This window comes from Desulfonatronovibrio hydrogenovorans DSM 9292, from assembly GCF_000686525.1.
GTDB lineage: Bacteria > Desulfobacterota > Desulfovibrionia > Desulfovibrionales > Desulfonatronovibrionaceae > Desulfonatronovibrio > Desulfonatronovibrio hydrogenovorans.
Genome location: NZ_KK365986.1, coordinates 24,650 through 51,154, shown reverse-complemented (window position 1 = coordinate 51,154; position 26,505 = coordinate 24,650). Strand labels below are relative to the sequence as shown.

Below are 26,505 nucleotides of genomic sequence, written 5' to 3'. Positions count from 1 at the left end.
TGGATCGACAGATTATTACCAGGGACTCTTGCCTCTGATCTTTATCTGAATACGCCTGTGCAGCCTGTTAACCGGACTTGCTGCCCAGGTCAACAGACAGAAGATGGCCCGTGGGTCCTGGGCCGGATTCCTTGTTACATCCAGAAGCTCAGCACATACCTTCCTCCGGTAAAAACCAGGATGGAGGCCAGCATCCATTTGATAAGCCCGGCAGGTATGTACTTCTGAGTCATGGCTCCTGCGTACATGCCCAGCATTCCTCCAACCCCCATGAGTGTGCCCAGCATCCAGTCAGGGGCCACAGCCATTTCCGGATAAAACGGGGCCAGGACCTGGAAAAAAATGGCAGCCACCACAGAAGTGATGAAAGTGCCCATCAGACACGCTCCAGCAATGGTATACACCGGGAGGCGGAACACAGCCACAAAGAAGGGAGCAATAATGGCCCCGCCTCCAATGCCGTACATTCCCCCGACAACACCCACAATGGCGCTTAGAATGAATATCCCCAGGGTGGGAGCTGATATTTTCTCCCCGTAAAATGTATATTCCACGCTTCTAACCCCGAAATGATTCAACTCAACCCTTGGAAGAGGTTCCCGGGTGGCGGCATCTTTCTGCTTGAAGCTTTGAACCAGCTGTTGAAACCGTTTTTCCGACGAGGTCTTGTCGGCCCCGGGAGGGGGGGCCTTTATCAGGGAACGGACCAGGATGAATCCGATATAAAGAAGGACCAGACCGGCAAAAATTCGAAAATGGGTTGGATCTGGCAGATACTGGACCCGGAAAAAAACCCCCAGAAATACCCCGGGAACTGTCCCGGCAATAACTATCCAGGTCAGAGGCCAGACCATGCGCCCTTCTTTTATAAACTTATAGACACCGCTTGGAATGGCCACGATATTGAACAGATGATTGGTGGCACTGACAGCCGGAGTGGTAAAGCCCAGCACACTGACCTGGAAAGGCAAAAGAAGGTTGGCTCCGGACACCCCTCCCATGGAACAGACAAATGCAACAAAAAAGCCTGCCACAAAGGGGAGCCAGGGGGCCACATGAATTTCTGCTACTGGAAAGTACATCGGACCGCCTCCACGGTTTGATGTTTTTACTGCACACTCAACTCAAAACACATCTAAATCAGAAATAACCCTGCAGACATCCTGTCCGTCAAAATCATTGACACGAAAAAAAATATTTCTGTGTCATTAATTTTTAAACCCTGGCCACCTCCATGTCAATCTGAAAACTCACAAAATAGTTATCTTCCGGTTTTTTAATTGAGAATCTCCTTTTTTTTATATAAAATTATAAATGAATTTCCGACAAATACCCGGCTATAAACGGCCTGAACTGCTGGGCAACTGCTGACCCAAGACCAGGCACAACCCTCATCCCCAAGAAAATGCCCAAGATTGATATCTTTTCTCTTACTCCAGGAGCCAAAGTCCTGGACCCGGTCCAGATGGCGGAAATGGAAAGATCCTTCCGGTCCTGGGCTGCTGACTCGCCAAGACAAGACGTAATCCGGTCAAGACAAAGGATACTTCATATTTTCCTGCTCATCCGACACACCGGGGCAAAGCTGCACGAAGTTCTCAGCCTGAGGCCTTCGGACATCAGCCTCAAGGACAGGATCATCAGATTCGGAGCCCGAGGCACGGAAAGGTTCAGATCTGTTGAAATTCCCAATGACCTGGCAAGGGACTTGGAATCATTTTTATCCCAGCACCTCCTCAGTAAGGATGAGGCATTGTTCCGGATTGATCCGGCCCATGTCCGGAAGAAATTCTATGAGCGGGCAAAGGAATGCGGTCTGCCAAAGGATTTCGGCAACCCCAGCACCCTGCGCCGTTCAAGGACCGTGGAATTGATGCGTGGCAATCTGCCTCTTCCCATAGTTCAGAAGCTGCTGGGCCGGACCTCTTCAAATCCGGCTGAAGATTTGGTGGAATTTTCCGATGAAGATCTTCATTACCTGGTAAGGCAGCACATTGACCTGGAAGCCACACGCAGGACCAGTGCCCGCAACACCTTTTTCGGTAAAATCATCAGGATAGAAAAAGGGGACATTCAATCTCTGATAGTACTGCTCACCCTGGGAGGGATCCGCCTTTACTCAGTAATTACCAATGGAAGTCTGGAAAGAATGCGGCTGAAAACAGGGACATTGACCACTGCTGAGATCAAAGCTCCTTCTGTCTTCATCGGGAACTCCAGAACCAATCAACAGATCAGTGCTGAAAACAGGCTCAGGGGCCGGGTGGAAAGTATTGTTCCAGGCAAAGTGAATTCCGAAGTTTTGCTGTCCCTGGAAGACGGCACAAAGCTCTGCGCCGTGGTCACCTCAAAAAGCCTGACCAGGCTGGGGCTTAAGGTCATGGATCCTGCCTGGGCCATGTTCGGGGCCTATTCAGTGGTTCTTAACTATCAATGATTTCTGAGCAGCCAGCTAAGAGTAGCTGGCTGCTCCCTTAGACGGACTATGCTGTTTTACCATGCAGGCCAAAGGCCGGCCGGATCAGGCCGGTTCCAGACCCATGTCCCGGATGAGCCTCAGGTCTTCTTCCAGGGACCGTCCCTCCCTGGTCAGGTAGTTGCCGGTCATTATTCCACTGGCCCCGGCCATGAAGATCAGGGGGTGCAGGTCCCGAAGGTTCTGCATCCGTCCGCCGCAAACAATGATCTCTTTGTCCGGCAGCAGAAAGCGGAGGATAGAGATTATCTTGAGACACCTTAAGGGGGTTAGTCCTGGAACATTTTCCAAAGGGGTTCCAGGAATGGGAATAAGAAAATTTACCGGCACAGCATCAACATCCAGGTCCTTCAATACCATAGCAAGTTCAGCCACCTGGGCATCAGTCTCCCCGATTCCGAAAACTCCGCCGCTGCAGACTGACAGCCCGGCCCTTCTTGCATAAGCCACAGTATCAACCCTCTGGGCAAAGTCATGGGTGGTGCATATCCGGGGGAACAGGCTTGGAGCGGTTTCAAGGTTATGATGGTATCTTTCCAGACCGGATTGTTTCAGATAATCCAGGTCAACGGACTTTAGCACCCCCAGGGAGGCACAGGTTCTGATCCCGCTGGCATTCAGATCCCTCACTGCCCGGCCCACGGTCTGAATCTCATGGGAACTCAACCCCTTTCCAGAGGTCACCATGGAAAACCTGTTGATTCCCGACCCTCTCAGGGCCTTGCCGGTCTCAGCCAGTTCTCCGGCCTTCTTGAGGGGATACTCATCCACCACGCACCCGTGATGAGCCGATTGAGCACAAAACGAACAATCTTCAGAACATTTTCCAGACTTGGCATTGGTTATAGTACACAGACTGACCTTCCGCCCGAAATAGGTCTGCCTGATCAGGTCGGTACCCGGTAAAAGAGAGATGGTTTCAGTATAGGGCAGACAGAGGATCCTTTCAATTTCCTTCTTGTCCGGGCTATGGCCGGACGCAGCCCTCTTGGCCAGTTCATAAAAATAGTTCATTGAATCTTTTTTGCAGTATCTCCGGGTTGATGGTCTCAAAATGTCCCAGCTGGGCCAGGACCTTAACCTGGCCAAAGTGTTCAATGGCCTCTTTATGGTCCGGATTAATCCCCTTGTTCAGAACCACGCCCAAAATATCGGCCTTTGCTGAAGCCAGGGCCTTCACAGTCAGCAGGGTATGGTTTATGGTCCCCAGCCTGTTGCTGGCCACCACCAGGACCGGGATGTCCAGCTCCCGGATAAGATCAATCATCAAAAAATCATTGTTCAGGGGAACCATCAGTCCCCCGGCTCCTTCTACAATCAGCCGCCCGGGATTTCCTGGAATGCACAGCCGTTCCGGATCAATCCAGCCCCCCTCGTTCCTGGCGGCCAGGTGCGGTGACAGCGGGTCACGAAACACGTACCTCTCAGGCAGGACCCTCTCCTTTCCTAGGCCGGACATCCTGCTGACCATTGTGCTGTCCAGGCCTTCAACTGAACCACTCTGAACAGGCTTCCAATAGTCAGCCCCCAGTCCAAGGCATAACATGGCGCTGACCAGGGTTTTGCCCACCCCGGTATCAGTGCCTGCCACAAAAAACCTGTCTGGAAATCTGAATCTCACCTAATTCTTTGTTCCCACTACAAGCTTCTGACCCGGATAAATGGAGTCGTTGGGAGAAAGATTGTTCAGCTGCCTGAGCCGGTCAACCGAGATATTGTACTGCAGGCCGATGCGAAACAGATTGTCCCCTGGCTGGACCTCATGAACGATCCTGTCCTCTGCCCCAGGCTGATCCTGTCTGGCCGGAGCTGGAGCAGGGGCTGGAGCAGGCCTTGGAGCAGGCTGCTGCCTGACCTTTTCCAGTTCAGCAATCTTCTGTCTCAGATCATCAAGGTTTTCTCGTTGAGTCTCAAGATCGGTCCTCAAATCCTGAGAAGACATGACCACCTGGGAAATAATTCTTTGCCGCTCCTCTTCCTGTCCTTCCATCCGACCCATCTGCCTTTCAATACCTTCCAGCCTGGTCATGACTTCATCCATCCCGGCAGGCGAAGAATCCCTGCCTCCCCTGGCAATCAGGGAGATCAACAGGATCACCATGACCACTCCCGCTCCAGCCAGGACATATTTAAGCATGTTCTCCTGGCCAGAGCCAAAATTAAAGGACATATTTTTTTTCTGTTTGGGGGGAGCAGGCTTATCTCCTTCCAGCTCATCCAGCTTGTTAATCCAGTTTTTACGTTCCATCTTCAAAACCCCTCGGCATTCCTGTTTGATTGTTAAAACACCTTTGGATCATTATTTTCAGTTCCTAGCCCCTTAAGCCCGGCTCAGTCAAGGATTAATAGAATGGAGAGCCTCTTTCATGGCTCTGGTCAGCAGACTGAGATCCTGGGGCTCAATAATATATGGCGGCATTATATAAATCAGGTTCAGAAATGGCCTAATCCACACCCCCATTTCCACAAACAGCTCCTGGGCAGCGCGCACATCTACTTTTCTGGTTGTCTCAACCACCCCAATGGCTCCCAGAACCCTAACATCCCGGACTCCTGGAAAGTTTTTCAACGGATAAAGTTCCTTCTTCAGCTGAGCCTCGATGGAATCAACCCGGTCCTTCCAGTTCATGTCCAGCAGCAGCCCCAGACTTGCCAGGGCAGCTGAGCAGGCCAGGGGATTGCCCATAAAAGTCGGTCCATGCATGAAAACCCCGGGAGAACCAGAACAGATGGTCCTGGCAATGTCTTCAGTACAGACCGTTGCGGCAAGGCTCATGTAGCCTCCGGTCAAGGCCTTGCCCAGGCACATCACGTCCGGGCTTATCTCTGCATATTCACAGGCAAACATTTTGCCTGTGCGGCCAAAACCAGTGGCTATCTCGTCGGCCACCAGCAGCACCTCGTGTTCATGGCAAAGCTCCCTGACCCTTTTCAGATAGTCCGGGGAATAGATACGCATGCCTCCGGCACCCTGAACCACTGGCTCCAGAATAAAGGCGGCAGTCTCTGGCCCGTGGGTCTTTAAGGCCTGGTCGATTTTTTCCAGATCCCTGTTCAGACACTTTTCACCAAAGCTGGACTCTGGGGATGGAACAAAAATACTGCTGGGCAGAAATCCGGAAAAAAGAGTATGCATTCCAGTTACAGGGTCGCAGACCGACATGGCTCCAAAGGTATCCCCGTGATAACCCTTTTCCAGACTCATGAAGCGTATCTTTTCCGGCCTGGACCTTGACCTCCAGTATTGTAGAGCCATTTTCAGGGCCACTTCCACTGAAACCGATCCTGAATCAGAAAAAAAGAACTTGGTCAGCCCTTTTGGAAGCAGCTTTTCAAGTTTCATGGCCAGGTTGACCGCTGGTTTGTGGGTCAGCCCGCCGAACATGACGTGGGAAGTCTTGTCCAGCTGGCGTTTGACAGCCCTGTTCATGACAGGATGGTTATAGCCGTGGATGGCCGCCCACCATGAAGACATGCCGTCCACCAGTTCCCTTCCATTGGCAAGTTTGATGCGCACTCCTCTGGCCGAATCCACCGGATATACAGGCAGCGGTTCAGTAAGGGATGTATACGGATGCCAGATATTCTCACGGTCATAATCCAGAAGTTCACTCCAAGACATGAACATTTTCCCTTTATTCCTGGTTAGCGGTAAGCATAAGTTCCACCTTCGACTTCCAGGTCTTGAATCTATGATGCCGGGACATGGATGTCAAAAACTCCGCCAGGCCATAAATCATCAGCAAACAAAACCCTGACCGGTTGCTGGGGCCTTGCCCAGGAAGCAGGGACCAAAGCCCTGCCTTTCCCATCATCCTCAGCCCTTCATTCACTCTTCTTTATTTTTTCTGTAACTTGGCGTAAGATTTCAACCAGCAGCATCTCCTCCACCAAAGAGCAAAACAATCCATGGCAAATCATACCCCGAATGACTACCTTCAGCGTGAACAGGCCCTTGATCCGGCAAGATCCTTTATTGTCCAGGCCCCGGCCGGTTCAGGCAAGACCGAACTCCTTACTCAGAGATTTTTGCGGCTATTGTCCCGGGTAAATGATCCTGAAGAAATCCTGGCCATCACCTTCACCAGAAAAGCTGCAGCTGAAATGCGCAACCGGGTCGTCAACTCCCTGATTCGAGCCGGATCAGAACCTGAGCCTTCCCAGCCCCATGCAGCAAAGACATGGCAGCTTGCAGCCGGTGCCCTTTCCAGGGATCAAAAAATGGGCTGGAATATCCTGGATAATCCAGCCCGCCTCAAGATCAGGACCATAGACTCCTTTTGCCTCCATCTGGCAGGCAGGATGCCTCTTTTTTCTGGCGCAGGCACTGACCTCAAAGTGGCTGAAAAACCTGAAACGCTTTATGAAGAAGCAGCCAGGAACACCCTACTTGAGCTGAAAAAGGACTCTCCCTGGCACGAATCCCTTTCCCGGGTCCTGCTCCACCTGGATAATGACTGGAACAAGACCAGGGAACTGATCATTACCATGCTGAAACTCAGGGAGCACTGGCTCAGGCTTCTCAGCCCCATCTCCTCTGATCAGGACCTGAGAACACTTCTGGAAGGACACTTAAAGCTTGAGATCCAGCGCAGGCTGGAACAGGCAAAGAGACTTCTGGCAGCCCGCCTGAGCCCGGAGCTGCAGTCCGGGCTTCTTGAATGCGCCCGCTATGCAGCTTCCAATCTGATCCAGGAAATGCCGGATTCTCCAATCATTGCCCTGGCCGATATGGATTGCCTCCCCCAGGGCCACCTGAGGGATCTGGGCAAGTGGCTGGGACTGCAGGAACTGCTGACCACCCGCTCCAGCCGGACCTGGCGGAGAACGGTTAACAAAAACACCGGCTTTCCATCTGGCGCCAGCTTTAAGGATGCCTCCCTGAAAAAAAGGGCTGCCCAAAATAAAGAAATGATATGTTCCATTTTGGAAACCCTCAGCCAGGACCCCGGGCTGGAACAGTCCATTGCCTGGCTGTCTGACCTGCCTGAAACCGGATATTCAGATCAGACCTGGCTGACTGTTTCGGCCCTGCTGAGAGTCCTGAAAATGGCAGCAGCCCAGCTTCATCTGGTCATGCACCAAAATGGAACCGTTGATTATCCAGAAGTTTCCAGGGCAGCCCTCAATGCCCTGGGCCATGCCGATGCCCCCTCTGAGCTGCTTCTGCGCCTGGACTTTCAGGTTAAGCATGTTTTGTTTGATGAATTCCAGGACACCAGCATAACCCAGCACCAGATGCTGACCATGCTCACCTCCGGCTGGACCAGGGATGATGGCCGAACCCTGTTTGCTGTTGGAGATCCCATGCAGTCCATTTACGCCTTCAGGGATGCCGATGTGGGTGTTTTTCTCAACACCAGACAAAACAGCATCGGCGAAATCTTACTGGAACCGATCCAGCTGAAGGTAAATTTCCGGTCATCTCCAGCAGTGGTGGAATGGGTCAACCAGGTCTTTCCCGCTGTTTTCCAGGATCTGGAGGATCATGTCAGAGGATCTGTGACATACTCTGCCATGTCTGCAGCCAAGGACGATGGCGGACTGGTCCAGGTACACCCCTTTGTGGACCCCCGGACTGGAGACGAAGCCGCAAAAGTCCTGGAAATCATCAGACAAACCAGCAAGGCCCATCCAGACGAAGACATCGCTGTCCTGGTCAGGACCAGGAACCATCTCCAGGAAATCGTCCGGGAACTTCGCCAAAGAAGGATACCCTTCCAGGCAGTGGAAATAGAATCCCTTGGAGACAAAAGGATCGTGGCTGACCTGCTGGCCCTGACCAGAGCCCTTTTAAGACCCAACGACAGATTATCCTGGCTGGCTGTATTAAGAGCCCCCTGGGCCGGGCTGGATCTCAAGGACCTGTCCAGACTTTCACAGCCGCATGACCAGACGGCCATCCTGGAAAGGATCATCCGTCTGGATGAAGTCAGGAAGTTGAGCCCGGATGGACTGGACCGGCTGGACAGGGTCAGAAAGGTACTCATTCCTGCCTGGGAAAACCGGCTGCGAAAACCTCTATCCACCCTTGTCCAGGGAATCTGGCACGCTCTGGGAGGACCGGCCTGCATCAGAACCGACCAGGAACTGGAAAACGCTGAATCGTTTTTTAATCACCTTGAATGGTTCCAGGAAAATTATACCATCGAAGACCTGTCTGCCCTTGAAAATTCCCTGCAGGGCCTTTACTCCCTGCCTGATCCGCAGGCAGGGGACCGGCTCAAAGTCATGACCATTCATAAGGCCAAAGGTCTGGAATTTGATACAGTAATCATCCCGGGGCTGGAAAAGACCACTGGCAGTTCGGGCAAGCTGCTCCTGCAGTTCATGGAGGTTGCCGGACAGAATGATGGAGATCTGCCAAGACTTTTTCTGGCTCCCATTGCTGCCCCGGGTGGAGAGCACCTCCCCACCTACAGATTCATCGAAGGCCTGAAAAAAGACCGGGACCAGAACGAGACCGGACGCCTCATGTACGTAGCCGCAACCAGGGCAGTAAAAAGACTGCACCTGCTGGGATCGGTTGCAACAGGGAGCTCTGCCCGGGCCAAAACAGCCATTCGGACCCCGCCAAAAAGCTCCATGCTGTGGACCATGTGGGACAGTCTGCAGGACCTGTTTCAGAATGAACTGCCATCCAGGACCGGGGAGGAAGCTTTGCCCGGAACAGACAGTCCTGCCAAACACAACAGGCTGACCAGACTGGCTTCCAGCTGGGTCATGCCGGAAGTGCCGGGATTTGGATATCCTCATGCCCAGCCGGTCCGCCTTGACAACCCTGAGGAGCCTGTGACCTACCATTGGGCCGGGGATACTGCCAGACACATAGGAACTGCTGTCCATAACCTGCTGAGAATCATATCAGAACAGGGACTGGATGCCTGGCCCCTTAAAGGGATTGAAGCCCAAATGACCTTTATTGAGAGGCTTCTTTTGGATCTGGGAGTCAGCAATCAGGACCTGGAGCTGGCATCAGGCAAGGTATTGCAGGCTGTGAAAAACACCCTCACCCACCCCCTGGGCCGGTGGATACTGGACAGCCATAACCATGCCCGATCTGAATACGATATAAGTGCCTTCATTGACGGACAAAATACCAGAGTAATCCTGGACCGTACTTTTATCGATCAGGATGATGTCCGATGGATCATTGACTTCAAGACCAGCATCCACGAAGGTGGAGGCCTGGATGAATTTCTGGACCGGGAGATGGATAGATACCGGCCCCAGATCTTGAAGTACATGCGGATCATGAAGGTGATGGATCACAGACCGGTCAGGGCGGGACTGTTTTTTCCTCTGCTGACATCATGGCGTGAAATCAGGGAATAAAGTCATGTTCAGAAAAATTATTGAATTTTTGCAGACAACCATCTGGCGCATAGACATCAGCAATCTGTCCGGCTTCAGGGCTTTTCTGGTCCACCATCTGCGGGTGATCCTGGTGGCTGTCCGGGAATTTGCCAAGGACGACTGCATGCGCAGGGCCTCTGCCCTGACCTATTACACCCTCTTGTCCATTGTTCCGGTCCTGGCCATGGCCTTTGGAATTGCCAAAGGCTTTGGCCTGGAAGATGCCTTAAACAGACAGATCGAATATTACCTGGGCTCACATGAGGAAATACTGGAACAGGTCATAGGGTTTTCCTATTCCCTGCTGGAAGAAACAAGGGGCGGCCTCATAGCGGGCATCGGCTTCTTATTTCTGCTATGGTCCGTCCTTAAAGTCCTGACCAATATCGAATACTCATTCAACGCCATCTGGGGGGTGAACCAGGGACGGGGCTGGGTAAAAAAAATCACCGAGTACATGTCCATCATGCTTATTGCACCCGTGGTCGTAGTCCTGTCCGGCAGCATGACCCTGTATATATCCACGGAACTCAGCCAAATCGTTTCAGAATCCAGGTGGCTGAGCTTCATGTCTTTTGTGGCTGACCTGGCACCCAGGGTCCTGCCCTACATGTTGATCTGGATGCTTTTCACTTTTTTGCTCATGGCCATGCCCAACACCAGAGTCAGGCTGAAACCGGCCCTTGCCGCCGGAATCATTTCCGGAACCCTTTTTCAGCTCATGCAGTGGGCCTACATCTCCCTGCAGGTGGGAGCGGTCAAATACAACGCTGTCTATGGAAGCTTTGCAGCCCTGCCCATGTTTCTCATCTGGCTCCAGCTCAGCTGGATGATCGTGCTTCTGGGAGCTGAACTCTCATTTGCATATGAAAACGTAAAACGCTATATTTTTGCCTCGGAAATCAAAAAAATAAGCTTGAGGTACAAGCAAAAGATTTCCCTGCTGGTCCTGCACCAGGTCATAACCAGATTTATGAACCATGGGGAGGCCACATCCCTGGAGGAAATTTGCCAAAGTCTGGGTCTTCCCCCCAGACTGGTGAATCAGGTCACCCGAGAACTGCTGGCAGCCGGACTCATGGTGGAAATTTCCAGTCAGCATGATGCAGACCCATTGTACCAGCCCGGGCTGGACATCAACACCATTACTCTGGGCCTGGCCCTCAAGAAAATGGACCAGAGCGGGACCACTGACATTCCCGTGGCTGACACCAAGGCCTGGGAAAAAATATCGGAAACCCTGGATGGATTCCAGGAACTGGTTGAAAAATCACCAGGAAATATCCTGCTCAAGGACCTGTAGAGATCTGCCGGTTAACCTGCTGACCTTCTGAGGCTGCCAGGCTGGCATTACTCTGGTTTCATCATGGCCGAAGAGATTTCTGGCCGCAAAATAATAAGGAAGTACAGATGGATAAAGACAAAATAGCTCAGACTCTGACCCCCGAGGCACTGGAAGATCTTTTTCCCATTGAACGAAGCAATGATTTCTTTGAGGCTTTTTACGGTGACCAGGAGGACAGTCACTTTGACATCAGGCTGGGCTTTGAAGGCATCAGGGACAACCGCATTTTTTTTAGCTTCAGACTAATTCAGAGGCCGGGCAAGTGTCTGGCCTGCAATATGACCTACGGCCTGCCCCATGTCCTGGGCAGGCATCCCCTAATAAATCTGTCCGGGCTGGTGGACGACATTGCCAGACTTCTGGGACTGAACCACGGCAGCATCAATTGGAGTCTGGGCAGCACTGCAGAGGAATCCCGGGACCTGCACAAAATACCCTTAATCATTTCGACTGGTTGAAATCCGGTTTTTCCGGGGAAAAAGTCCGGACCACACCTTTGCCGGACAGGGAGGGCTGATCAATGTTCCAACTGAGCGACGGCCTGTTCAAGACCAGCATGTACTATGCTGCCATGTCCCTGGAGATCCTTGGGGTGACCGTCATCTGCGCTGGAGTAGTGGCCACCACCGGGCTTTTTCTTTACAGGGCCTGGATTTACAGGGACATGAACCGGTTTTACGGAAAATACCGCAAGGGTATGGGCAAGGCCATCCTCCTGGGTCTTGAACTCCTGGTGGCCGGAGATATTATAATGACCACCACCCACGGCTTTGAACTGCACCACCTGACTGTGCTGGGTATTCTGGTTTTGATCCGGACTTTTCTCAGCTTTTCCCTGGAGATTGAAATCAACGGCCATCTGCCCTGGAAAAGACCGCCTGAGGCTGAGAAAGACTGAGCTAAACCCAGGCCGCCATAAATTCTCCGGCCTTTTTTCCCTCTTCCAGGTGCCTTATCAACGCGCTGCCAAAGACTACTGCGTCCACCTGGCCGGCCAGAGGCTTCAGCTGCTCCCTTGAACTTAGACCAAAGCCCAGGGCTGCAGGGCAGGCAAACACTTCCCTGACCTCTGCCAGCTTGTTCTTCAACAGCCCATCAGCATCCAGCCTGGTCCCGGTAATTCCCAGAACCGAGACCAGATAAACAAAGGCCGGATTCAGTCCGGCATATTTCTGCATGCGTTCCCTGGGCGTATTCAACCCCACCAAAGGCACCAGGGACAGGTTGCCTTGCTCAAATGTATCCAGGTAAGGCTCTGCCTCTTCAAAGATCAGGTCCGGAATGATCAGCCCGTTTACTCCAGCCAGATCCGCTTCTGAGGCCAGCCTCTCCAGCCCGTACTGCAGAAAAGGATTAAAGTAGCCCATGAGCACAATGCCGGCCTTTATCCTTGTCCGGTATGACTTCAGCTTTTCAATGATCCAGGTCAGATTCACACCCTGCTCCAGGCACCTGATGGAGGCTTTTTCCACAACAGGACCGTCAGCCACAGGATCAGAAAAAGGGACCCCGATCTCGATGATGTCCGCTCCAGATCTGTCCAGTTCCATGATAGTCTCCCGGAAGGTATCCTTGTCAGGAAATCCTGCCGGCACAAAGGGAATCAGAGCGCTCCGGCCCTGGTTTAGGGCCTGCTGAATCTTCAAGGTCAGTATATTGTCGGTTTTCATTTTCACTCCTTTCATGCTGTTTTTTGCTGTCCCAACATCCAATATTCCATGCTCAAGGCAGATAGACAGTCCAGGGATAATCTTTCCAGGTTAATGGTCAGGGGCCGGAATGATTCTCTGAAACTCCTTCAGAAACCTTGGTCTGGCCTGATCTTGCCAGAAGAGCCCTGGCAGCTTTTCTGCTGTATCTGTTTGGGCAGGACCTAATGTTTCTGACTCTCAACTTCCCGGACAATATCCAGGTCCTTGTCCCCGCGGCCGGACAGGTTGACCAGGACTACGCTCCCAGGCTTGATCCCGTCTTTATTGACCAGCACCCAGGCCAGGGCATGGGAGCTTTCCAGGGCCGGAATAATGCCTTCTCTGCGGCACAGCAGGTAAAATGCCTCCAGGGCCTGATCATCGTAAATCACTTGGTATTCGGCCCGGCCACTGTCTTTTAAATAGGCGTGTTCAGGACCGACCCCGGGGTAATCCAGGCCCGGCGCAACCGAATGGGAGGGCATGATCTGGCCGTCACTGGTCTGGAGCAGATAAGTATGGGTCCCGTGCAGTACGCCGTAGCTTCCCTTGGACAGGGTAGCTGAGTGGTGACAATCTGGAGTGCCCTGGCCTCCAGCCTCCACTCCTACCAGGCGTACTCCCTTGTCCCCGGTAAAAGGATGAAAAACCCCTATGGCGTTGGACCCGCCGCCCACGCAAGCCACAACAATGTCCGGCAGTTTTCCGGTCTGCCGGGTGAATTGCTCTCTGGCCTCTTCACCAATAACGGACTGCAGCTTCCTGACCAGCAAAGGGAAAGGATGGGGCCCCACAGCGGAACCAAGGCAGTAGTGGGTGTCCTGCTGATGGGCAATCCAGTACCTCAGGGCTGCGTTAATGGCGTCCTTAAGGGTCCTGGTCCCGCTCTCCACCGCCTCTACCCTGGCTCCCAGAAGTTCCATGCGCCGGACATTGTGGCTCTGGCGTTTAACATCCACCGCACCCATGAATACGATGCACTTCAGCCCCAGGGCGGCTGCTGCAGTAGCTGTGGCTACGCCATGCTGCCCGGCCCCGGTTTCAGCCAGCAGACAGGCCTTGCCCATGTGCCTGGCCAGCAGAGCCTGGCCCACGGTATTATTGATCTTATGAGCCCCGGTATGGGCCAGATCTTCTCTTTTGAGCCACAGATCAAAGCCCAGGTCCCGGGACAGGTTGGCGCACCTGGAGATAGGCGTCGGCCGCCCCACAAACTCGGCAAAGACCTGCTCCAGGTCCTTTTTAAACTCCTGCTGGTCCATGATATCCTGCATGGCCCTTTCCAGTTCGGCCAGGGGCGGCACCAGAAGCTCCGGCACAAACTGTCCTCCGAAATTACCGAAATATCCTTTTCTCATCTTTATCTCCTGTTAGGTTGTCTCAAGCAAAAAACTGTTCAACACTGTTATTTTTTCCACAGGCCAGGCCGTGATTACCAAAAGTTACTTTTAAACAAAAATACTGGTTTGAAACAGGTGGTAGCAGCTTACCATGCAGTCATTTTTTTACCTGACCAGTTTCAATACCTGCCTGATTTTTTCCGGGTCCTTTATTCCCGGACTGGACTCAACCCCGGAGTTAAGATCTAGTCCGGTCAGGCCAAGCTCCAGTACATTCCCGACATTGTCCGGCCCCAGGCCTCCGGCCAGAAAATACAGCCTGGGGCTTGTGACCCTTTCCAGCCATGGGCAGGATATGGACCGGCCATGCCCGCCCAGGCTCCTGCCGGCATCAAAAAGAAAATACCTGCATGCCTGGCTGAAACCTTCAAGCTCTTCCTGGAAATCCTGAAGATCTGTAAAGCCCTCCGGCCAGAAGGTCCTGATGACCCGGTCAGGCCCGATGGCCCGGCAAAAATTAATGTCCTGGTTTCCATGGAGCTGGACCAGATCCAGCCGGGCCAGGTCAATGGTTTTCAAGATCTCATCCACTCCCTGGTCAACAAAAACTCCCACCCTTAGTTCATTTTTCTTTTCCATTAAACCGACCTGCTCCGGTTCCATAAACCTGGGGCTGGGACCATGAAAAATAAACCCTGTCAGGTCAACTCCCGTGTTCTGGCAGAACTCAAGGTCATCAGCCCGGGTCAGGCCGCAGACCTTGATCAGCAGCCCGGTCATGAGGTCAGATCCCTAAGTTTTGCACCAGGATCATCCGCTGCCATGATACTGGTGCCGATGAGAAACGCGTCAAAGCCCAGGCCTGCAAACTCGGCGATCTGGTCTTTATGCTCCAGCCCACTGGCACAGATCCAGGCCTGGTCGGGTGACTTATCCTGGACAAGATTTCTGGATACGTTCAGATCCACCTCCAGCCTGTCCAGATCCCGGTTGTTGACCAGGATGACTCTGGCTCCGGCTTCCACTGCCAGATCCAGTTCCTTCCTGTTAAAGACCTCCACCACCGGCTCCAGACCCAGCTCAAGACTGAGTTCTGTCAGGGCCTTCAACTCCAAAGGACTTTGGATCACCCGGACAATGAGCAGCAGGGCCGAAGCCCTGGTAGCCGCAGTTTGCCTTATCTGCAGAGGGTGGAAGATAAAGTCCTTACGCAGCACCGGCAGACCGGTCCTGACAAAGGGGTCAATATAGTCCAGACTGCCCTGAAAATATTTTTCCTCGGTCAGGACTGAAACAGCACCGGCCTGGTTTTGGAAAAACATGGCTGCGGCATCTCTGGCTGATATCTTTGAGTTGATCACCCCTCTGGAAGGAGAAGCCTTTTTATATTCTGCGATTATGACCGGCCCCGACTTTTTAAGCTCCTTGATCAGATCAGGCCGCTCACCCTTGAAGATATCAGGCAGCCCGTTCCGGATCTTGAGTTTCTCCAAAAACTTGATTTCTGTCTCTTTGGCAGCCATGAATTTGTTCAGCATTTGATTTTTCATGTCAGCAGACCCTGAGGTTTTTGAGTCCGGCCCTGACCAGGACCCTGGCCTGATCCATACACTCCGGCATGCTCACTTTAGAATCAAGAAGATGAATGGCCAGACCCAGGTTCAGGGCCACCATATCCTGCATGGCCCCAGGACCTGTTCCCCTTAAGATCTCCTTTTGCCGGACAAGGGCTTCCTCCCTGTCTTTGCAGACCATATCTCGGGGGCGGCACAGCCTGAAGCCCAGGGCCTCAGGATCAATTGTCTCCCCTTTTAGGCCTTTATCCCGGATAAATATCACCCTGTTCAGCCCGCACGGGGTGAGTTCATCAAATCCCTCAGCCCCATGGACCACAGCTGCTGACTGAACATTGTTTTTCTTAAGGACCTCAGCCATGATGGGCATGAAAGATTCCAAGGGAACCCCCAGGATCTGATGGGTGGGTCTGGCCGGATTAAGCAGGGGCCCCATAAGGTTGAAGATGCTTCTTATACCCAGCTCCTTTCTTAAGGGTGCAATACCGGCAAAGCTGGGATGAAAATGGGGCGCAAACAAAAAAGCAAAATTTGTCCTGGACAGTTCCTGCTCCACCTTGGCTGGATCATCAAGCAGGGGAAGGCCCAGGGCCTCCACCACATCTGCGCTGCCGCATGAGCTGGATACTGCCCGGTTGCCATGCTTGACCACCTTGATTCCCATATCAGCCAGGAAAAAGGCTACTGCAGTGGAGCAGTTAAAGCTGCTCCTGCCGTCCCCCCCGGTTCCGCAGGTATCAATACGCACCCCCTTTACTCCCTGAACCAGCCTGGCCCGCTCCAAAGCCACCTGAACTGCAGCGCCCAGCTCATCCCCGGTTTCGCCCTTGAGCCTGAGCCCCATCAGCAGAGCTCCGCTTTGAGCCTGGGACAGATGACCCTCAAACATGGCCCGGAACAGGTCCAGACCTTCTTCATAGTCAAGGTGCTGTTTTTCGCAGATCTTATTAAGCGCTTTCTGAATATTCATGGCTGGCCTCCTGGTACAGCTGTCGGGTCTTAACACCGGCTATTCTCATAAAATTTTCCACTATCTTCGGGCCTAAAGGAGTCAGAATGGACTCGGGGTGAAACTGAACCCCCATCCAGGGACGGTCCAGATATTCCAGGGCCATGACCTCATTCTCCCTGGTCCTGGCACCAACCTTGAATCCCAGACCCTGTCCCGGCTCCACTACCAGGGAATGATAACGGCAGACCTCAAAGGGGCTGGGAACATTCTCAAACATCCCCTGTTGATCATGAACAACCAAACTGGTCTTACCGTGCATGATCCGGTCTGCCACCCGGACCTCTGCCCCGGCAAAATATCCCAGGATCTGATGCCCCAGACACACCCCCAGCACAGGCGTTTCCGGTCTCAATCTGGTCAGAAAATCCAGGCAGAGCCCGGCATTTTCCGGCCTGCTGGGTCCGGGAGATATGATCACCGCCTCCAGCTTCCCTTCCAGGGCCTCAAAAACAAATGGATCATCGTTTCTAACCACAACCGGTTCCACAGCCATTTTTTGAAGCACCTGAACCAGGTTGAAAGTAAAGGAATCAAAGTTGTCTATGAGCAAAATCATCTGTGCCTCCGGTATAGGTTAATGCTTTGCGTATGGCCTTGGCCTTGTTGAAACACTCCTGCCACTCCTTATCCGGGACCGAGTCATAAACCACCCCTGCCCCGGCCTGCCAGTGGATCCTGTTGTTCCTGATCCACAGGCTTCTGATGGTTATGCCTGTATCCAGATTCACCTCTCCCTTGTCCAGCCCGATCCAGCCGATGGCCCCGGCATACGGTCCACGCGGTGCATCCTCCATTTCACCAATAATTTCCATGGCCCTGATCTTGGGAGCTCCGGAAACCGTGCCTGCCGGAAAAGAAGCCTTGAGGATGTCCACTGCATCAAGGTCCTTTTTCAGTTTGGCTGATAAGTATGAGGTCAGATGCATGACATGGGAAAAGCGCTCCACCTGCATGAATTTTTCCACCTCAACAGTACCTGGATCAGCCATCCGGCCCAGATCATTACGGCCCAGGTCAACCAGCATGACGTGTTCGGCCCGTTCCTTTTCATCAGCCACAAGTTCATCAGCCAGGGCCTGGTCTTCCTTTTCAGTCTCCCCCCTGGGTCTGGTCCCGGCAATGGGTCTCAATTGGAGCTGGTTCCGGCCGCATTTGACCATGAGCTCAGGCGAAGAGCCCATCAGGGTGATGTCCTCAAGCTTGAGGTAAAAGGTATAGGGCGAGGGGTTGATCCGGCGCAGGTGGCGATAGACCAGGAATGGGTCACCCTTGAAAGACGCCTGGAACCTGGTGGACAGAACAACCTGAATGGCCTCTCCCTGCCTTATGAGCTCCTTGGTTTTCAAGACCCGGTCCTGGTAGGTTTCCTGATCAGGCACAGTGGAGATCCTGCCCACCTTAAACTGGGATCCGGTTCTGGAAGGCTTGGGCCGGGGCAGGGACAGGTCACTGTCCAGGCCAAGAAAATAACAATGGTGGTGCAGGTGATCCATGAGCAGTATCCGACCGGGCAGAACCAGCTGGGCTTCAGTTTCTTCAGCCGGCAGAACTCTGGCCAGCTTAGGCTCCAGCAGGCCACTCAACCCGTAGCCCAGATACCCGTACAAGGCCCTGGTCATGGGCGGCAGATCAAATTCTGGGTCCGCCGCCACTTCAATCCTGGACAGAACCTTGCGCAGGCCCGGAATGAACTCCATGCCGTCCAGCCCCAGCAGGCTTTCCAGCCGGTGATCCAAGACCTTGACCCTCAGCTTGCCATTCAGACACCAAAGTTGAAGCCGAAAATCCCAGGCAAGCAGGCTATACCGGCCAAGACGACCATCCACTTCAGAGCTTTCCAGAAGAATTCCCTTTTCCCGGCCCACCAGCCCCAGGTAAAGCGATACCGGAGTCTGGGTATCAGCCGGCAGGCAACTTGTTTTTTGCTTGAGTCTGATCATGCGTTCGTCCCCTTTTCCATGTTTATGATTCAAGGTTAGTATCAATCCACCACCCAGGCTTTAATCTCTGAAGTCTGGGCTGCATCAGTAAAATAACTGCTGCCCCAAAATTTCCTTTACCGTTCTGAAGAAGTTAATGAGTCTCCAGCATCCTGCTGACCTGTACGGTTTCTTTTACTGAACTGTTCAGTCCAGAGCACACCGCCCAAACCAAAAAGACCGCTTTTCCGGGAGGAGAAGCGGTCTTTTTGGTTGCACTAAATCAGACTTTCAAGACGCTATGGTCCTCCCTTTTCAGTTTCATCACGCCACCACCACAGGGCCTTGTCTTGAAGAAGCTCCAGCTCTCCAGCCGCGCTCAGATTCAGAAAGGATTTGAACCTCCTGATCATCTGACCGGTATAGGGGTTGTCCTCGGCCAGGGAGGAAAAAAGAAGGCCGTCCTCGTTCAACATCTTACGGGCCGAATCAAGCCTGCGTTTAAAGGACGGAGTAGCAAATCTCTCCAGATCCAGTTCCGGGGGCAGGCTGGCAAAATAGGACACCGTGGTTACAAAATTAAGCCCCTGAATGCAGGCCATGGCCTGATCATGCTCCCTGGGAGTGGTTTTAAAGGTTTCCATTCCCGAGGATCTGAAAACAGCCTCAACCATGCTCAAGTGACCTGCATCAGCATTGCCTCCCGGACACAGGGCCACTCTGAGTTTTTCCCCTGCCTCAGGCTCAGGTCCAAAAAGAGGATGCGTGCCCACCACTGGCCCTGGATATGCTTTTTCCATTTTCATCATGGGCAGGACTTTGACCGAACAGATGTCCACCAGGATAGTGCCAGGGGCCAGCCCGGGAACGATGATGTCCACCACCTTAGTGAAAGCAGAAATGGGCACAGCTAAAACCGCCAGGTCCACCGGGGCCAGGAGACTTTCCAGATCCTTCACTGGCAGGGGCTGATCCAGGCCCAGGACCTGTGCCCCGGCCCTGGAAAAACGTTTTCCCAGCATCCGGCCCATACGGCCCTGACCTCCAATTATGGCTATATTCTTAACAGACTTCATTGGTATACTTCAAAATTCTCAATCTCAGGCAACCTTTCATCCTGATCCAGGTCAACCTTTACGTCTGGATCACAACTATTTCAGGCCAATCTGACCTTGTCTGATCTTTTCCCATTCATCCCAGAAACCTGGGAAAGACTTGTTCACGCACCCAGGATTGTCCAGGATCACCTGAACCCCTGCCAGCTCATAAAGAGACAGGCCCATGGCCATGCGGTGATCATCATAAGTTGCAAACTCAATTCTTTTTCCGGGCTCAATCGGGACCGGATCAATCTCCAGTCCATCATCCAGCAGTCTGCACCTGCACCCTGTTCTGACGATCTCCTGGTACACTCCGTTCAACCGGTCACTTTCCTTGATCTTCAGATGGGCCACATTGGTAATCCTGCTAGAGTCCGAAGCCAGAGAAGCCAGCACTGCCACAGTTGGCACCAGATCAGGGCATGACCCCATATCCAGGTCAACCCCTCTCAACTCCTGCTTCTGAACCAGGATACCCTTGTCCTTTTTTTCCACCCCGGCTCCCATTTCCAGCAGAATACCCAGGATACGCTTGTCACCCTGGAGGGAGTCCCAGTCCAGGCCCTGGACCAGGACCGGCCTGTCACCGATTGCTCCTGCAGCCAGAAGATACGATCCATTGCTGAAATCTCCCTCCACCTGATAACTTCTGGCCGTCAAGGTTCCGGGATGAACAATGAACCTGATCCGACCCGGCTCCACCCTGGTGACCATATCCTTATCAACATCCTGCCAGCTGCCATGTTCAAGGACCTGGATCCGGACCAAACTGCCGAACTCCTCCATTATCTGCAGAGTCAGATTGACATAGGGCCAGGAAACGATCTTTTGCCCGGTAACATTTATGGTCATTGGTCCCTGGGCCATAGTCGCACCCAGCAGAACACCGGACAGATACTGACTGCTTTCATCAAGACAAATCCCTATTTCACCGCCGGTCAGACCTCTGGAGATGATCTTCACTGGGGGACATCCGTCCTGGCCGGTATAAAAAAAATCCACCCCCAGGGGCCCCAGGGCCTTATCCAGACTGCTGATGGGCCTCTGATGCATCCTGCCCCGGCCAGATATCTCGAATTCGCCCTGGCCGGCAGCAACAATCCCGGCCAGGAGCCTGCAGGTTGTTCCTGACTCTCCTACATCAAGGCGGACAACCTTTTCAGCTCCTGAACAAATCTTTCCACCAATTCCTTTGACCAGTAACTCCTGACCTGAAACAGAAAACTCTACCCCCAGGGCCTGGAGGCACAACCTGGTGTGTTTCAGATCGTCACTTTCCAGGACATTCCTCAGCCTTGAGACCCCCTTGGCCAGCCCGGCAGCCAAAACGGCCCGATGGGACATGGACTTGGATGAGGGGGCATTGAGCATAATGGGTTCAACCGGTTTGTTCATAACTGTGTCCATGGATTACCTATTGTAAAACAATTCAAACTTTGCACCGCCTATGCCCCGATCTGCGGGCCATGGGGATAGCTGCCCAGGATCCTCAGAAAATGGCAGCTGCTTTCAAGCTCTGTCAAAACTTCCCGGTACTCTTCAGAGGTCAGGTCGCACTCAACATCCGTGAAAAAAACATACCTCCACTTTTCCAAGCGCATGGGTCTGGATTCCAGCTTCTTCATGTTTATCCCCTTTCTGGACAGGACCTGCAGAGCTGTGACCAGGGATCCGGGCTTGTCCGTGACCGTAAAAAGCAGAGAGGTTTTTTCCTTGTTTCCGGTTTCCGGAGGCAGACTGCTTATGACCAGAAATCTGGTCCAGTTGTCCGGAGTGTCTTCCAGACCCTGCTCAAGCAGGTTCAAATGGAATATCCGGGCCAGGTCTCTGTGTCCCAGGGCTGCAGCACCTTTTTCTTTGGCAGCCCTCCTGGCAGCCTGGGCCGTGCTTTCATCCGGAATCACCGGGATACCCGGCAGGTTGGCCCTGAGCCATATCGAACATTGCTGCAGAGCCTGGGGATGAGAATAAACCTTGTTTATTGCGGCAAGATCACTTTCCCGGCTCAACAGGGCATGACTGATCCGGCAGAAAATCTCAGCGTGGATGAAGACCTCGAACTTGAGAAACAGATCCAGACTCTGCCCCACACTGCCCTGCAAAGAATTTTCCAGGGGGATAATGCCCAGTTCAGCCTCCCTGGCATCCACAGCCCTGAACACGTCTTCCAGGTTGTCTTTGGGAAAGAAATCTGCACTCTGACCCAGGTATTCAACTCCGGCAAAGTAGGAAAATGTTCCTTCAGGCCCCAGATAAGCAACCCGCTGCTTTTGCTGCAGGCTCCTGGAGGAGGAAAATATCTCCCGGTAAATTGCTCGCAGATGCTCATCAGGCAACGGACCCTGGTTCTTTCCAGCCAGTCCGTTCAGCACTTCTTTTTCCCTGAATGGTTTGAAAATGCTGTCCCTGGCCTGAGACTTGATCTGCCCCACCTGCAGGCTCAAGGCCGCTCTTCTGTTCAAAAGCTGCAGAATCTTCTCATCCAGGTTGCTTATCCTGGTCCTGATTTCTTTCAGACTCTGTTCCTGGTCCATGATCTACTCTTCCCTGATGTCTTCCTGAATGCGCATTCCAAAATGACGGCCGGCTGCATCAACCCGACAGAGGACTTCATCCCCGTTTTTCAGGTTGACCACGCTTATGGGTTTGCCCTTGGCATTGACCAGCCTGATGGTCTCCGCATTCTGAAGGATAACGCTGCCTTTTTTATCTTCAAACTCAGCACTGATCAGAAGCATCGGCCTGACCTCTGTCTTGACCCTGCCCACAACCGCAGACATGGAACTGCCATCGCTGGCTACGATGAGCACTTCATTTCCGGGTGCCAGTTCTTCAAGATAGGTGGTCTTGTCGTCTGGAAGACAGGTATACGAATGCACGGCACCAGCGTTGATTCTGAAAGGCCGGGCAGCGACATACGGATTAGCCTCGGTTTCAGCATTCACCAGAAAAGTGAATGCGCTGGAATTACCCACCAGCATTCCCTGGCCGGTATTCAAAAGGGAGATGGTGTCTACACACACCCTGTGTCCCAGTCCAATGGGTCGAATTTCTGTGATCCTGCCCGGTATAAGATCCAGCCTTCCCTGATCCTGCTTGATTTTTTTTACCATATCCTTGAGCCGGGACACGCCTTTCTCATCCACCACAACAAAGTCCACCCCTTTTTCCAGGATGCCCAGGGCTGTTTCAAGACCTTCTACTGAATCCACTTCCATGCCCACGTCCGGGGCCTGGGCCAGGATATTTTCCACAGGAATGATTTCCACTTCCCTGGACAGAACTATTTTTTGCCCGGACTTGAGCAGCCTGACCACTTCCTCCTCGTCCTTTTTCTCTCTGATTTTTTTAAACGTGAAATCCTTTACATCCAGGACTTCGGTCCTGCCCAGGGCAGATATCTTCTCCATATCCTTTTTCTCGGTCAAAAGGGCGTCCACCCCGGACTCCAGGGCCAGAGTCACCAGAGACTTGTCAAAGGGAACCGCCTTAAAATATATTTTTCTGCTCATGGGTTGTGCTATCCTCTGGAATAGGTTTCAGGTGCTTCTTGTTTTCCAGGACCAGGCTGCCTGAAAAGTCAGATAAAAAAAATGCTGGATCAGGAATTATCCCTGATCCAGCATTTCCATGGCATCATCAATCTCCATGTCATTATGGACTACCTGGTTTAATGTCTTTATGAGCAAAGACGGATTGTCATGCTGGAACACGTTGCGACCCACTGAAAGGCCGGCTCCCCCGGCTTCAACCGCATCATGGACCATTTGAACCAGGTCCCGGCCATTATCCAGCTTTGCTCCACCGGCAATTACCACTGGAATGCAGCAGGCTTCAACAACCCTGGAAAAACTGTCCACGTCACCGGTATAGGGGACTTTGACCACATCGGCTCCCAGCTCTTCCCCCACTCTGGCGCAATGACATACAACATCCATGTCATACTCATCCCTGACCTTGGGACCTCTGGCGTAAACCATGGCCAGAAGAGGCATTCCCCATTCATTGGCCCTGGATGCCATCAGGCCCAGGTCCCTGAGCATGTCCTTTTCAGTTTCATCGCCCAGATTGACATGGACTGAGACAGCGTCAGCTCCCAGTTTGATGGCATCTTCCACTGAACCCACCAGGGTCTTGGCATTTGGATAGGGAGAAATGGACGTACTGGCTGACAAATGGATAATCAGACCGACATCGCTGCCTTCACCCCTGTGTCCGCACCTGGCCAGTCCCTTGTGCATGACCACTGCATTGGCCCCGCCTTCGGCTATCTTGCCCACTGTGGTTCGAAGATCCACCAAGCCCGGGATAGGTCCTACAGTCACCCCATGATCCAGGGGAACTATGATGGTCCGGCCCGTGTTCCGGTTGAAAATCCTTTCCAGTCTGATAGCTTTTCCCAAGTGCATGTTCTCTTCCTCCTCAGGTTTTGGAGGCCCAGGGCTTGCCGCGGCCCGGTCTGGTGATACAAAAAAAGGGCCGCCGGCTTTTGCCTGCGGCCCTTTGGATTGTAAGTTTAAACGGTGTGCTAGACTAAACTTCTCCCTCCAGACCACAGGCCCTGTTAAAATAAAAATACCAAAAATAAAAGTTTGCATAGGTCTGGTTGAAGGAGTTGTCTAACATGAGAAAGGACATAATTTTAAACTGCAGGTAATGTCAACAGAAAATTATAAAAAATCAAAAATTTGTGCATAGATATTTTTTATCGTTTAAATTCTAGGGTGTTATCAGTCAATGCCCACCTGAATTCCTGTGGATGAATCATACAGGTTAAAGGATTCAACCCAGGTCCGCTGGGCCCTGGCCCGAATGAAACCGATATACTGGCCCTGGTCCTGGTCAAGGGCATGGGCGTCCGAAGGAAAAATATTCTTGCCCGAGAGTTCAAGGGCTGCTTCAAAGTCCCGCCAGTGTCTCCAGCCATCCTTCAGTACGTCGGTCCTGACCTCAGTCACACTAGGATCGTCAACCCAATGTCTCATCCACCACTCAGCTGTTTTAAAACTTCGACAGGCATCCTCCCAGAAAATTTTACCGCTGGGCTGAGGCTCGGCCAGATGCCGGGGTATTGTATCCATTTCCCGGGTCAGGCCAGGGACAACAATACCCACAAAACCTCCTGGCCGGACAAATCGGCTCAAATAGCTCAGGTAAAGGACATCAGTTCCAAAATACTGGTATGCGTCCACTGACACCACCCCGTCAAAAAAACCCTGGGCAAAGGGCAGGGCGTGGGCTTCAGCCCGGATCGGAAAAACAAGATCATCCACTCCGGATTCAACCACCCGCTTATAATTGTTTTCCGGAGAAATCCAGAGGTCAGCTGCCCAGACCCGGGCTTTGAACTCTCTGGCCAGAAATATGCTGGTCATGGCTCTGCCGCAGCCCAGGTCAAGAATCCGGCAACCGGGCTCCAGGGGCAGATCCCTGGCCAGCCACTCCATGAGCCACAGGGCATTGGGACCCATCTGATTGTCCATTACCCACTGGGGATCGTATTTATTTGACCTGGGAAAAGCAGGATTGTTAAGGATCTTTGCCATACCTGTCATTTTACGTCTCCAAAATCAGTTCAATACATTGGAAAAAACTCAATCCTCTCCACCTAAAGGACAGGTTTTCAATGGGCTAATACCGGACAACCATCCAAAAGCCCTGGATATCCATCAGCTGACCTTCGCATAATCTTACAGGTTAACTGGCAGACCTTTGTCCTTAAGATATTCCTTGACCTGTCTGATGCTGAAGGTCCGGTAATGAAAAACTGAGGCAGCCAGAAGAATTTCAGCTCCCCCTTCAACTGCTCCTTCATAAAAATGTTCCAGTTCTCCGGCTCCGCCTGAAGCCACCACCGGAATGCTCACCCGCTGGGAAATGGCCCTGATGAATTCCAGGTCATAGCCCTTTTTGGTTCCATCTCCGTCCATGCTGGTGGGCAGAAGCACTCCAGCCCCCAGATCCTGGCATTCCTGAGCCCAGGCAATGGCATCCCTGCCTGTGGCTCTGGTTCCTCCGGCCACCACCAGCTCAAAACCTGACGGCATCTCAGGATTCCTTTTGCCGTCCAGGGCCACGGTTATTCGGTCTGAACCATGGACAGATGCAGCCTCCCTGACCAGATTGGGGTTCCTGACTGCTGCGCTGTTCATGAGAATCCTGTCCGCACCGGCTTCCAGGGCAGCATCAATGTCCTCAAGGCCCGAAATTCCGCCGCCTACTGTCAGGGGAATGGATATAACCGAAGATACGTTCCTGACCCATTCCAGCCTGGTCTTGCGATTTTCCAGAGTAGCAGAGATATCCAGAACAGCCAGCTCATCTGCTCCTTCCTGCTGATAAAAACCGGCATGCTCAACAGGATCTCCCACGTCCTTGATGTCAACAAAATTTATCCCCTTGACCACTCTGCCGTCCCTCATGTCCAGGCAGGGCATTATCTTTATAGTCTTCATGCTCAATCTTCCTTTAGGCAAAATGTTTTCGGACTTCCTGGATAACCTGATCGTGTCTTTCAGAATACTGCTTATTAAATACTGCTCAAGCAGGTCATATCCTTTTTTTCTACCCTTTCCCGGACTTTCTTTCAACAAAAAGCCTGTCCCTGCTCTGGCCTGAAACAAGCAAGAAGATTATATCCTGTTGAATATAAAAATGGTTTACTCTGGTTGCTAAATTGGGGGTCATCCAGT

General features: G+C 52.6%; 24 protein-coding genes. 5 read left to right on the top strand and 19 right to left on the bottom strand.

What is annotated here, in order from left to right:
- Nucleotides 1-134 precede the first annotated feature (134 nt).
- Nucleotides 135-1,082: a sulfite exporter TauE/SafE family protein gene (locus P771_RS0114805; protein ID WP_028575747.1), complete on the bottom strand. Its 948-nt coding sequence runs from the start codon at nucleotides 1,080-1,082 to the stop codon at nucleotides 135-137.
- 323 nt (nucleotides 1,083-1,405) lie between these two features.
- Here P771_RS0114805 and P771_RS0114800 point away from each other — a divergent pair, with 323 nt between their 5' ends.
- Nucleotides 1,406-2,437: a TOBE domain-containing protein gene (locus P771_RS0114800; protein WP_035244786.1), complete on the top strand. Its 1,032-nt coding sequence runs from the start codon at nucleotides 1,406-1,408 to the stop codon at nucleotides 2,435-2,437.
- 84 nt (nucleotides 2,438-2,521) lie between these two features.
- Here P771_RS0114800 and bioB read toward each other — a convergent pair whose 3' ends face one another.
- The 4 genes from bioB to bioA form a co-directional block, all read right to left on the bottom strand.
- A complete protein-coding gene (gene bioB / locus P771_RS0114795) occupies nucleotides 2,522-3,490 on the bottom strand; it encodes a biotin synthase BioB (RefSeq protein WP_028575745.1) in 969 nt (322 codons plus the stop codon).
- Entirely contained in the window at nucleotides 3,474-4,097 is a 624-nt protein-coding gene (bioD, locus tag P771_RS0114790) for a dethiobiotin synthase (protein ID WP_028575744.1), read from the bottom strand. Before bioD ends, bioB begins: the two co-directional genes overlap by 17 nt.
- Nucleotides 4,098-4,724, bottom strand: a complete 627-nt coding sequence (locus P771_RS0114785; RefSeq protein ID WP_028575743.1) for a LysM peptidoglycan-binding domain-containing protein — start codon at nucleotides 4,722-4,724, stop codon at nucleotides 4,098-4,100.
- A gap of 87 nt (nucleotides 4,725-4,811) precedes the next feature.
- A complete protein-coding gene (gene bioA, locus P771_RS0114780; RefSeq protein ID WP_028575742.1) occupies nucleotides 4,812-6,098 on the bottom strand; it encodes an adenosylmethionine--8-amino-7-oxononanoate transaminase in 1,287 nt (428 codons plus the stop codon).
- A 287-nt stretch (nucleotides 6,099-6,385) separates the two neighbouring features.
- On the opposite strand from bioA, the gene P771_RS0114770 reads away from it, so the two are divergent.
- The 4 genes from P771_RS0114770 to P771_RS0114755 all read left to right on the top strand — a co-directional run bounded on the left by P771_RS0114770 (nucleotide 6,386) and on the right by P771_RS0114755 (nucleotide 12,075).
- The gene (locus P771_RS0114770) at nucleotides 6,386-9,811 is read left to right on the top strand and encodes a UvrD-helicase domain-containing protein (RefSeq protein ID WP_028575740.1); all 3,426 of its coding nucleotides are present in this window, start codon (nucleotides 6,386-6,388) and stop codon (nucleotides 9,809-9,811) included.
- Nucleotides 9,812-9,815: 4 nt separating this feature from the next.
- Nucleotides 9,816-11,135, top strand: a complete 1,320-nt coding sequence (locus tag P771_RS0114765; protein WP_051617431.1) for a YihY/virulence factor BrkB family protein — start codon at nucleotides 9,816-9,818, stop codon at nucleotides 11,133-11,135.
- Nucleotides 11,136-11,242: 107 nt separating this feature from the next.
- Nucleotides 11,243-11,635, top strand: coding sequence for a hypothetical protein (locus tag P771_RS0114760; protein WP_028575738.1), 393 nt, complete (start codon nucleotides 11,243-11,245; stop codon nucleotides 11,633-11,635).
- A 62-nt stretch (nucleotides 11,636-11,697) separates the two neighbouring features.
- On the top strand, nucleotides 11,698-12,075 hold the full coding sequence (locus tag P771_RS0114755; RefSeq protein WP_244147341.1) for a DUF1622 domain-containing protein: 378 nt from the start codon (nucleotides 11,698-11,700) through the stop codon (nucleotides 12,073-12,075).
- Nucleotide 12,076: 1 nt separating this feature from the next.
- Here the strand turns inward: P771_RS0114755 and trpA are convergent, their stop codons facing one another.
- From trpA to hisF, 14 genes are all read right to left on the bottom strand, one after another.
- On the bottom strand, nucleotides 12,077-12,847 hold the full coding sequence (gene trpA, locus P771_RS0114750; protein ID WP_028575736.1) for a tryptophan synthase subunit alpha: 771 nt from the start codon (nucleotides 12,845-12,847) through the stop codon (nucleotides 12,077-12,079).
- A gap of 203 nt (nucleotides 12,848-13,050) precedes the next feature.
- Nucleotides 13,051-14,226 (bottom strand): tryptophan synthase subunit beta, encoded by a 1,176-nt coding sequence (trpB, locus tag P771_RS0114740; protein WP_028575735.1) that lies wholly within the window; start codon nucleotides 14,224-14,226, stop codon nucleotides 13,051-13,053.
- Between the two features lie 147 nt (nucleotides 14,227-14,373).
- A complete protein-coding gene (locus P771_RS0114735; protein ID WP_028575734.1) occupies nucleotides 14,374-14,988 on the bottom strand; it encodes a phosphoribosylanthranilate isomerase in 615 nt (204 codons plus the stop codon).
- On the bottom strand, nucleotides 14,985-15,758 hold the full coding sequence (locus P771_RS0114730) for an indole-3-glycerol-phosphate synthase (protein WP_244147340.1): 774 nt from the start codon (nucleotides 15,756-15,758) through the stop codon (nucleotides 14,985-14,987). Before P771_RS0114730 ends, P771_RS0114735 begins: the two co-directional genes overlap by 4 nt.
- A 1-nt stretch (nucleotide 15,759) precedes the next feature.
- Entirely contained in the window at nucleotides 15,760-16,752 is a 993-nt protein-coding gene (gene trpD, locus P771_RS0114725) for an anthranilate phosphoribosyltransferase (RefSeq protein ID WP_028575732.1), read from the bottom strand.
- Entirely contained in the window at nucleotides 16,730-17,350 is a 621-nt protein-coding gene (locus tag P771_RS17885; protein ID WP_051617428.1) for an anthranilate synthase component II, read from the bottom strand. The genes trpD and P771_RS17885 overlap by 23 nt, the downstream gene beginning before the upstream one ends.
- Complete coding sequence (locus tag P771_RS0114715) at nucleotides 17,325-18,734, bottom strand: anthranilate synthase component I family protein (RefSeq protein WP_028575731.1); 1,410 nt, start codon at nucleotides 18,732-18,734, stop codon at nucleotides 17,325-17,327. Before P771_RS0114715 ends, P771_RS17885 begins: the two co-directional genes overlap by 26 nt.
- A 278-nt stretch (nucleotides 18,735-19,012) precedes the next feature.
- On the bottom strand, nucleotides 19,013-19,789 hold the full coding sequence (locus P771_RS0114710) for a prephenate dehydrogenase (protein WP_028575730.1): 777 nt from the start codon (nucleotides 19,787-19,789) through the stop codon (nucleotides 19,013-19,015).
- A 75-nt stretch (nucleotides 19,790-19,864) separates the two neighbouring features.
- Nucleotides 19,865-21,208 (bottom strand): 3-phosphoshikimate 1-carboxyvinyltransferase, encoded by a 1,344-nt coding sequence (gene aroA / locus P771_RS0114705; RefSeq protein WP_028575729.1) that lies wholly within the window; start codon nucleotides 21,206-21,208, stop codon nucleotides 19,865-19,867.
- Between the two features lie 50 nt (nucleotides 21,209-21,258).
- Complete coding sequence (gene pheA, locus P771_RS0114700; protein WP_028575728.1) at nucleotides 21,259-22,347, bottom strand: prephenate dehydratase; 1,089 nt, start codon at nucleotides 22,345-22,347, stop codon at nucleotides 21,259-21,261.
- 3 nt (nucleotides 22,348-22,350) lie between these two features.
- Entirely contained in the window at nucleotides 22,351-23,325 is a 975-nt protein-coding gene (locus P771_RS0114695; RefSeq protein WP_028575727.1) for a 3-dehydroquinate synthase II, read from the bottom strand.
- Nucleotides 23,326-23,421: 96 nt separating this feature from the next.
- Nucleotides 23,422-24,222 (bottom strand): 2-amino-3,7-dideoxy-D-threo-hept-6-ulosonate synthase, encoded by an 801-nt coding sequence (locus P771_RS0114690; protein ID WP_028575726.1) that lies wholly within the window; start codon nucleotides 24,220-24,222, stop codon nucleotides 23,422-23,424.
- Nucleotides 24,223-24,543: 321 nt separating this feature from the next.
- Nucleotides 24,544-25,368 carry an SAM-dependent methyltransferase gene (locus P771_RS17880; protein ID WP_084301980.1) on the bottom strand — a complete coding sequence of 275 codons (825 nt, stop codon included), beginning with the start codon at nucleotides 25,366-25,368 and terminating at the stop codon, nucleotides 24,544-24,546.
- A gap of 135 nt (nucleotides 25,369-25,503) precedes the next feature.
- Entirely contained in the window at nucleotides 25,504-26,268 is a 765-nt protein-coding gene (gene hisF / locus P771_RS0114675) for an imidazole glycerol phosphate synthase subunit HisF (protein ID WP_028575725.1), read from the bottom strand.
- Between the last annotated feature and the right edge of the window lie 237 nt (nucleotides 26,269-26,505).

Coding starts and splice junctions, on each gene's coding strand:
- trpD (WP_028575732.1), bottom strand. CDS start 16,752: ATGAATATTCAGAAAGCGCTTAATAAGATCTGCGAAAAACAGCACCTT.
- trpA (WP_028575736.1), bottom strand. CDS start 12,847: ATGAAAACCGACAATATACTGACCTTGAAGATTCAGCAGGCCCTAAAC.
- P771_RS0114695 (WP_028575727.1), bottom strand. CDS start 23,325: ATGAGCAGAAAAATATATTTTAAGGCGGTTCCCTTTGACAAGTCTCTG.
- P771_RS0114770 (WP_028575740.1), top strand. CDS start 6,386: ATGGCAAATCATACCCCGAATGACTACCTTCAGCGTGAACAGGCCCTT.
- P771_RS0114730 (WP_244147340.1), bottom strand. CDS start 15,758: ATGAAAAATCAAATGCTGAACAAATTCATGGCTGCCAAAGAGACAGAA.
- P771_RS17880 (WP_084301980.1), bottom strand. CDS start 25,368: ATGACAGGTATGGCAAAGATCCTTAACAATCCTGCTTTTCCCAGGTCA.
- P771_RS0114735 (WP_028575734.1), bottom strand. CDS start 14,988: ATGACCGGGCTGCTGATCAAGGTCTGCGGCCTGACCCGGGCTGATGAC.
- trpB (WP_028575735.1), bottom strand. CDS start 14,226: ATGAGAAAAGGATATTTCGGTAATTTCGGAGGACAGTTTGTGCCGGAG.
- aroA (WP_028575729.1), bottom strand. CDS start 21,208: ATGAACAAACCGGTTGAACCCATTATGCTCAATGCCCCCTCATCCAAG.
- P771_RS17885 (WP_051617428.1), bottom strand. CDS start 17,350: ATGATTTTGCTCATAGACAACTTTGATTCCTTTACTTTCAACCTGGTT.
- P771_RS0114715 (WP_028575731.1), bottom strand. CDS start 18,734: ATGATCAGACTCAAGCAAAAAACAAGTTGCCTGCCGGCTGATACCCAG.
- P771_RS0114755 (WP_244147341.1), top strand. CDS start 11,698: ATGTTCCAACTGAGCGACGGCCTGTTCAAGACCAGCATGTACTATGCT.
- P771_RS0114690 (WP_028575726.1), bottom strand. CDS start 24,222: ATGCACTTGGGAAAAGCTATCAGACTGGAAAGGATTTTCAACCGGAAC.
- P771_RS0114765 (WP_051617431.1), top strand. CDS start 9,816: ATGTTCAGAAAAATTATTGAATTTTTGCAGACAACCATCTGGCGCATA.
- P771_RS0114800 (WP_035244786.1), top strand. CDS start 1,406: ATGCCCAAGATTGATATCTTTTCTCTTACTCCAGGAGCCAAAGTCCTG.
- bioA (WP_028575742.1), bottom strand. CDS start 6,098: ATGTCTTGGAGTGAACTTCTGGATTATGACCGTGAGAATATCTGGCAT.
- P771_RS0114805 (WP_028575747.1), bottom strand. CDS start 1,082: ATGTACTTTCCAGTAGCAGAAATTCATGTGGCCCCCTGGCTCCCCTTT.
- bioB (WP_028575745.1), bottom strand. CDS start 3,490: ATGAACTATTTTTATGAACTGGCCAAGAGGGCTGCGTCCGGCCATAGC.
- P771_RS0114760 (WP_028575738.1), top strand. CDS start 11,243: ATGGATAAAGACAAAATAGCTCAGACTCTGACCCCCGAGGCACTGGAA.
- P771_RS0114710 (WP_028575730.1), bottom strand. CDS start 19,789: ATGAAGTCTGTTAAGAATATAGCCATAATTGGAGGTCAGGGCCGTATG.
- pheA (WP_028575728.1), bottom strand. CDS start 22,347: ATGGACCAGGAACAGAGTCTGAAAGAAATCAGGACCAGGATAAGCAAC.
- P771_RS0114785 (WP_028575743.1), bottom strand. CDS start 4,724: ATGGAACGTAAAAACTGGATTAACAAGCTGGATGAGCTGGAAGGAGAT.
- hisF (WP_028575725.1), bottom strand. CDS start 26,268: ATGAAGACTATAAAGATAATGCCCTGCCTGGACATGAGGGACGGCAGA.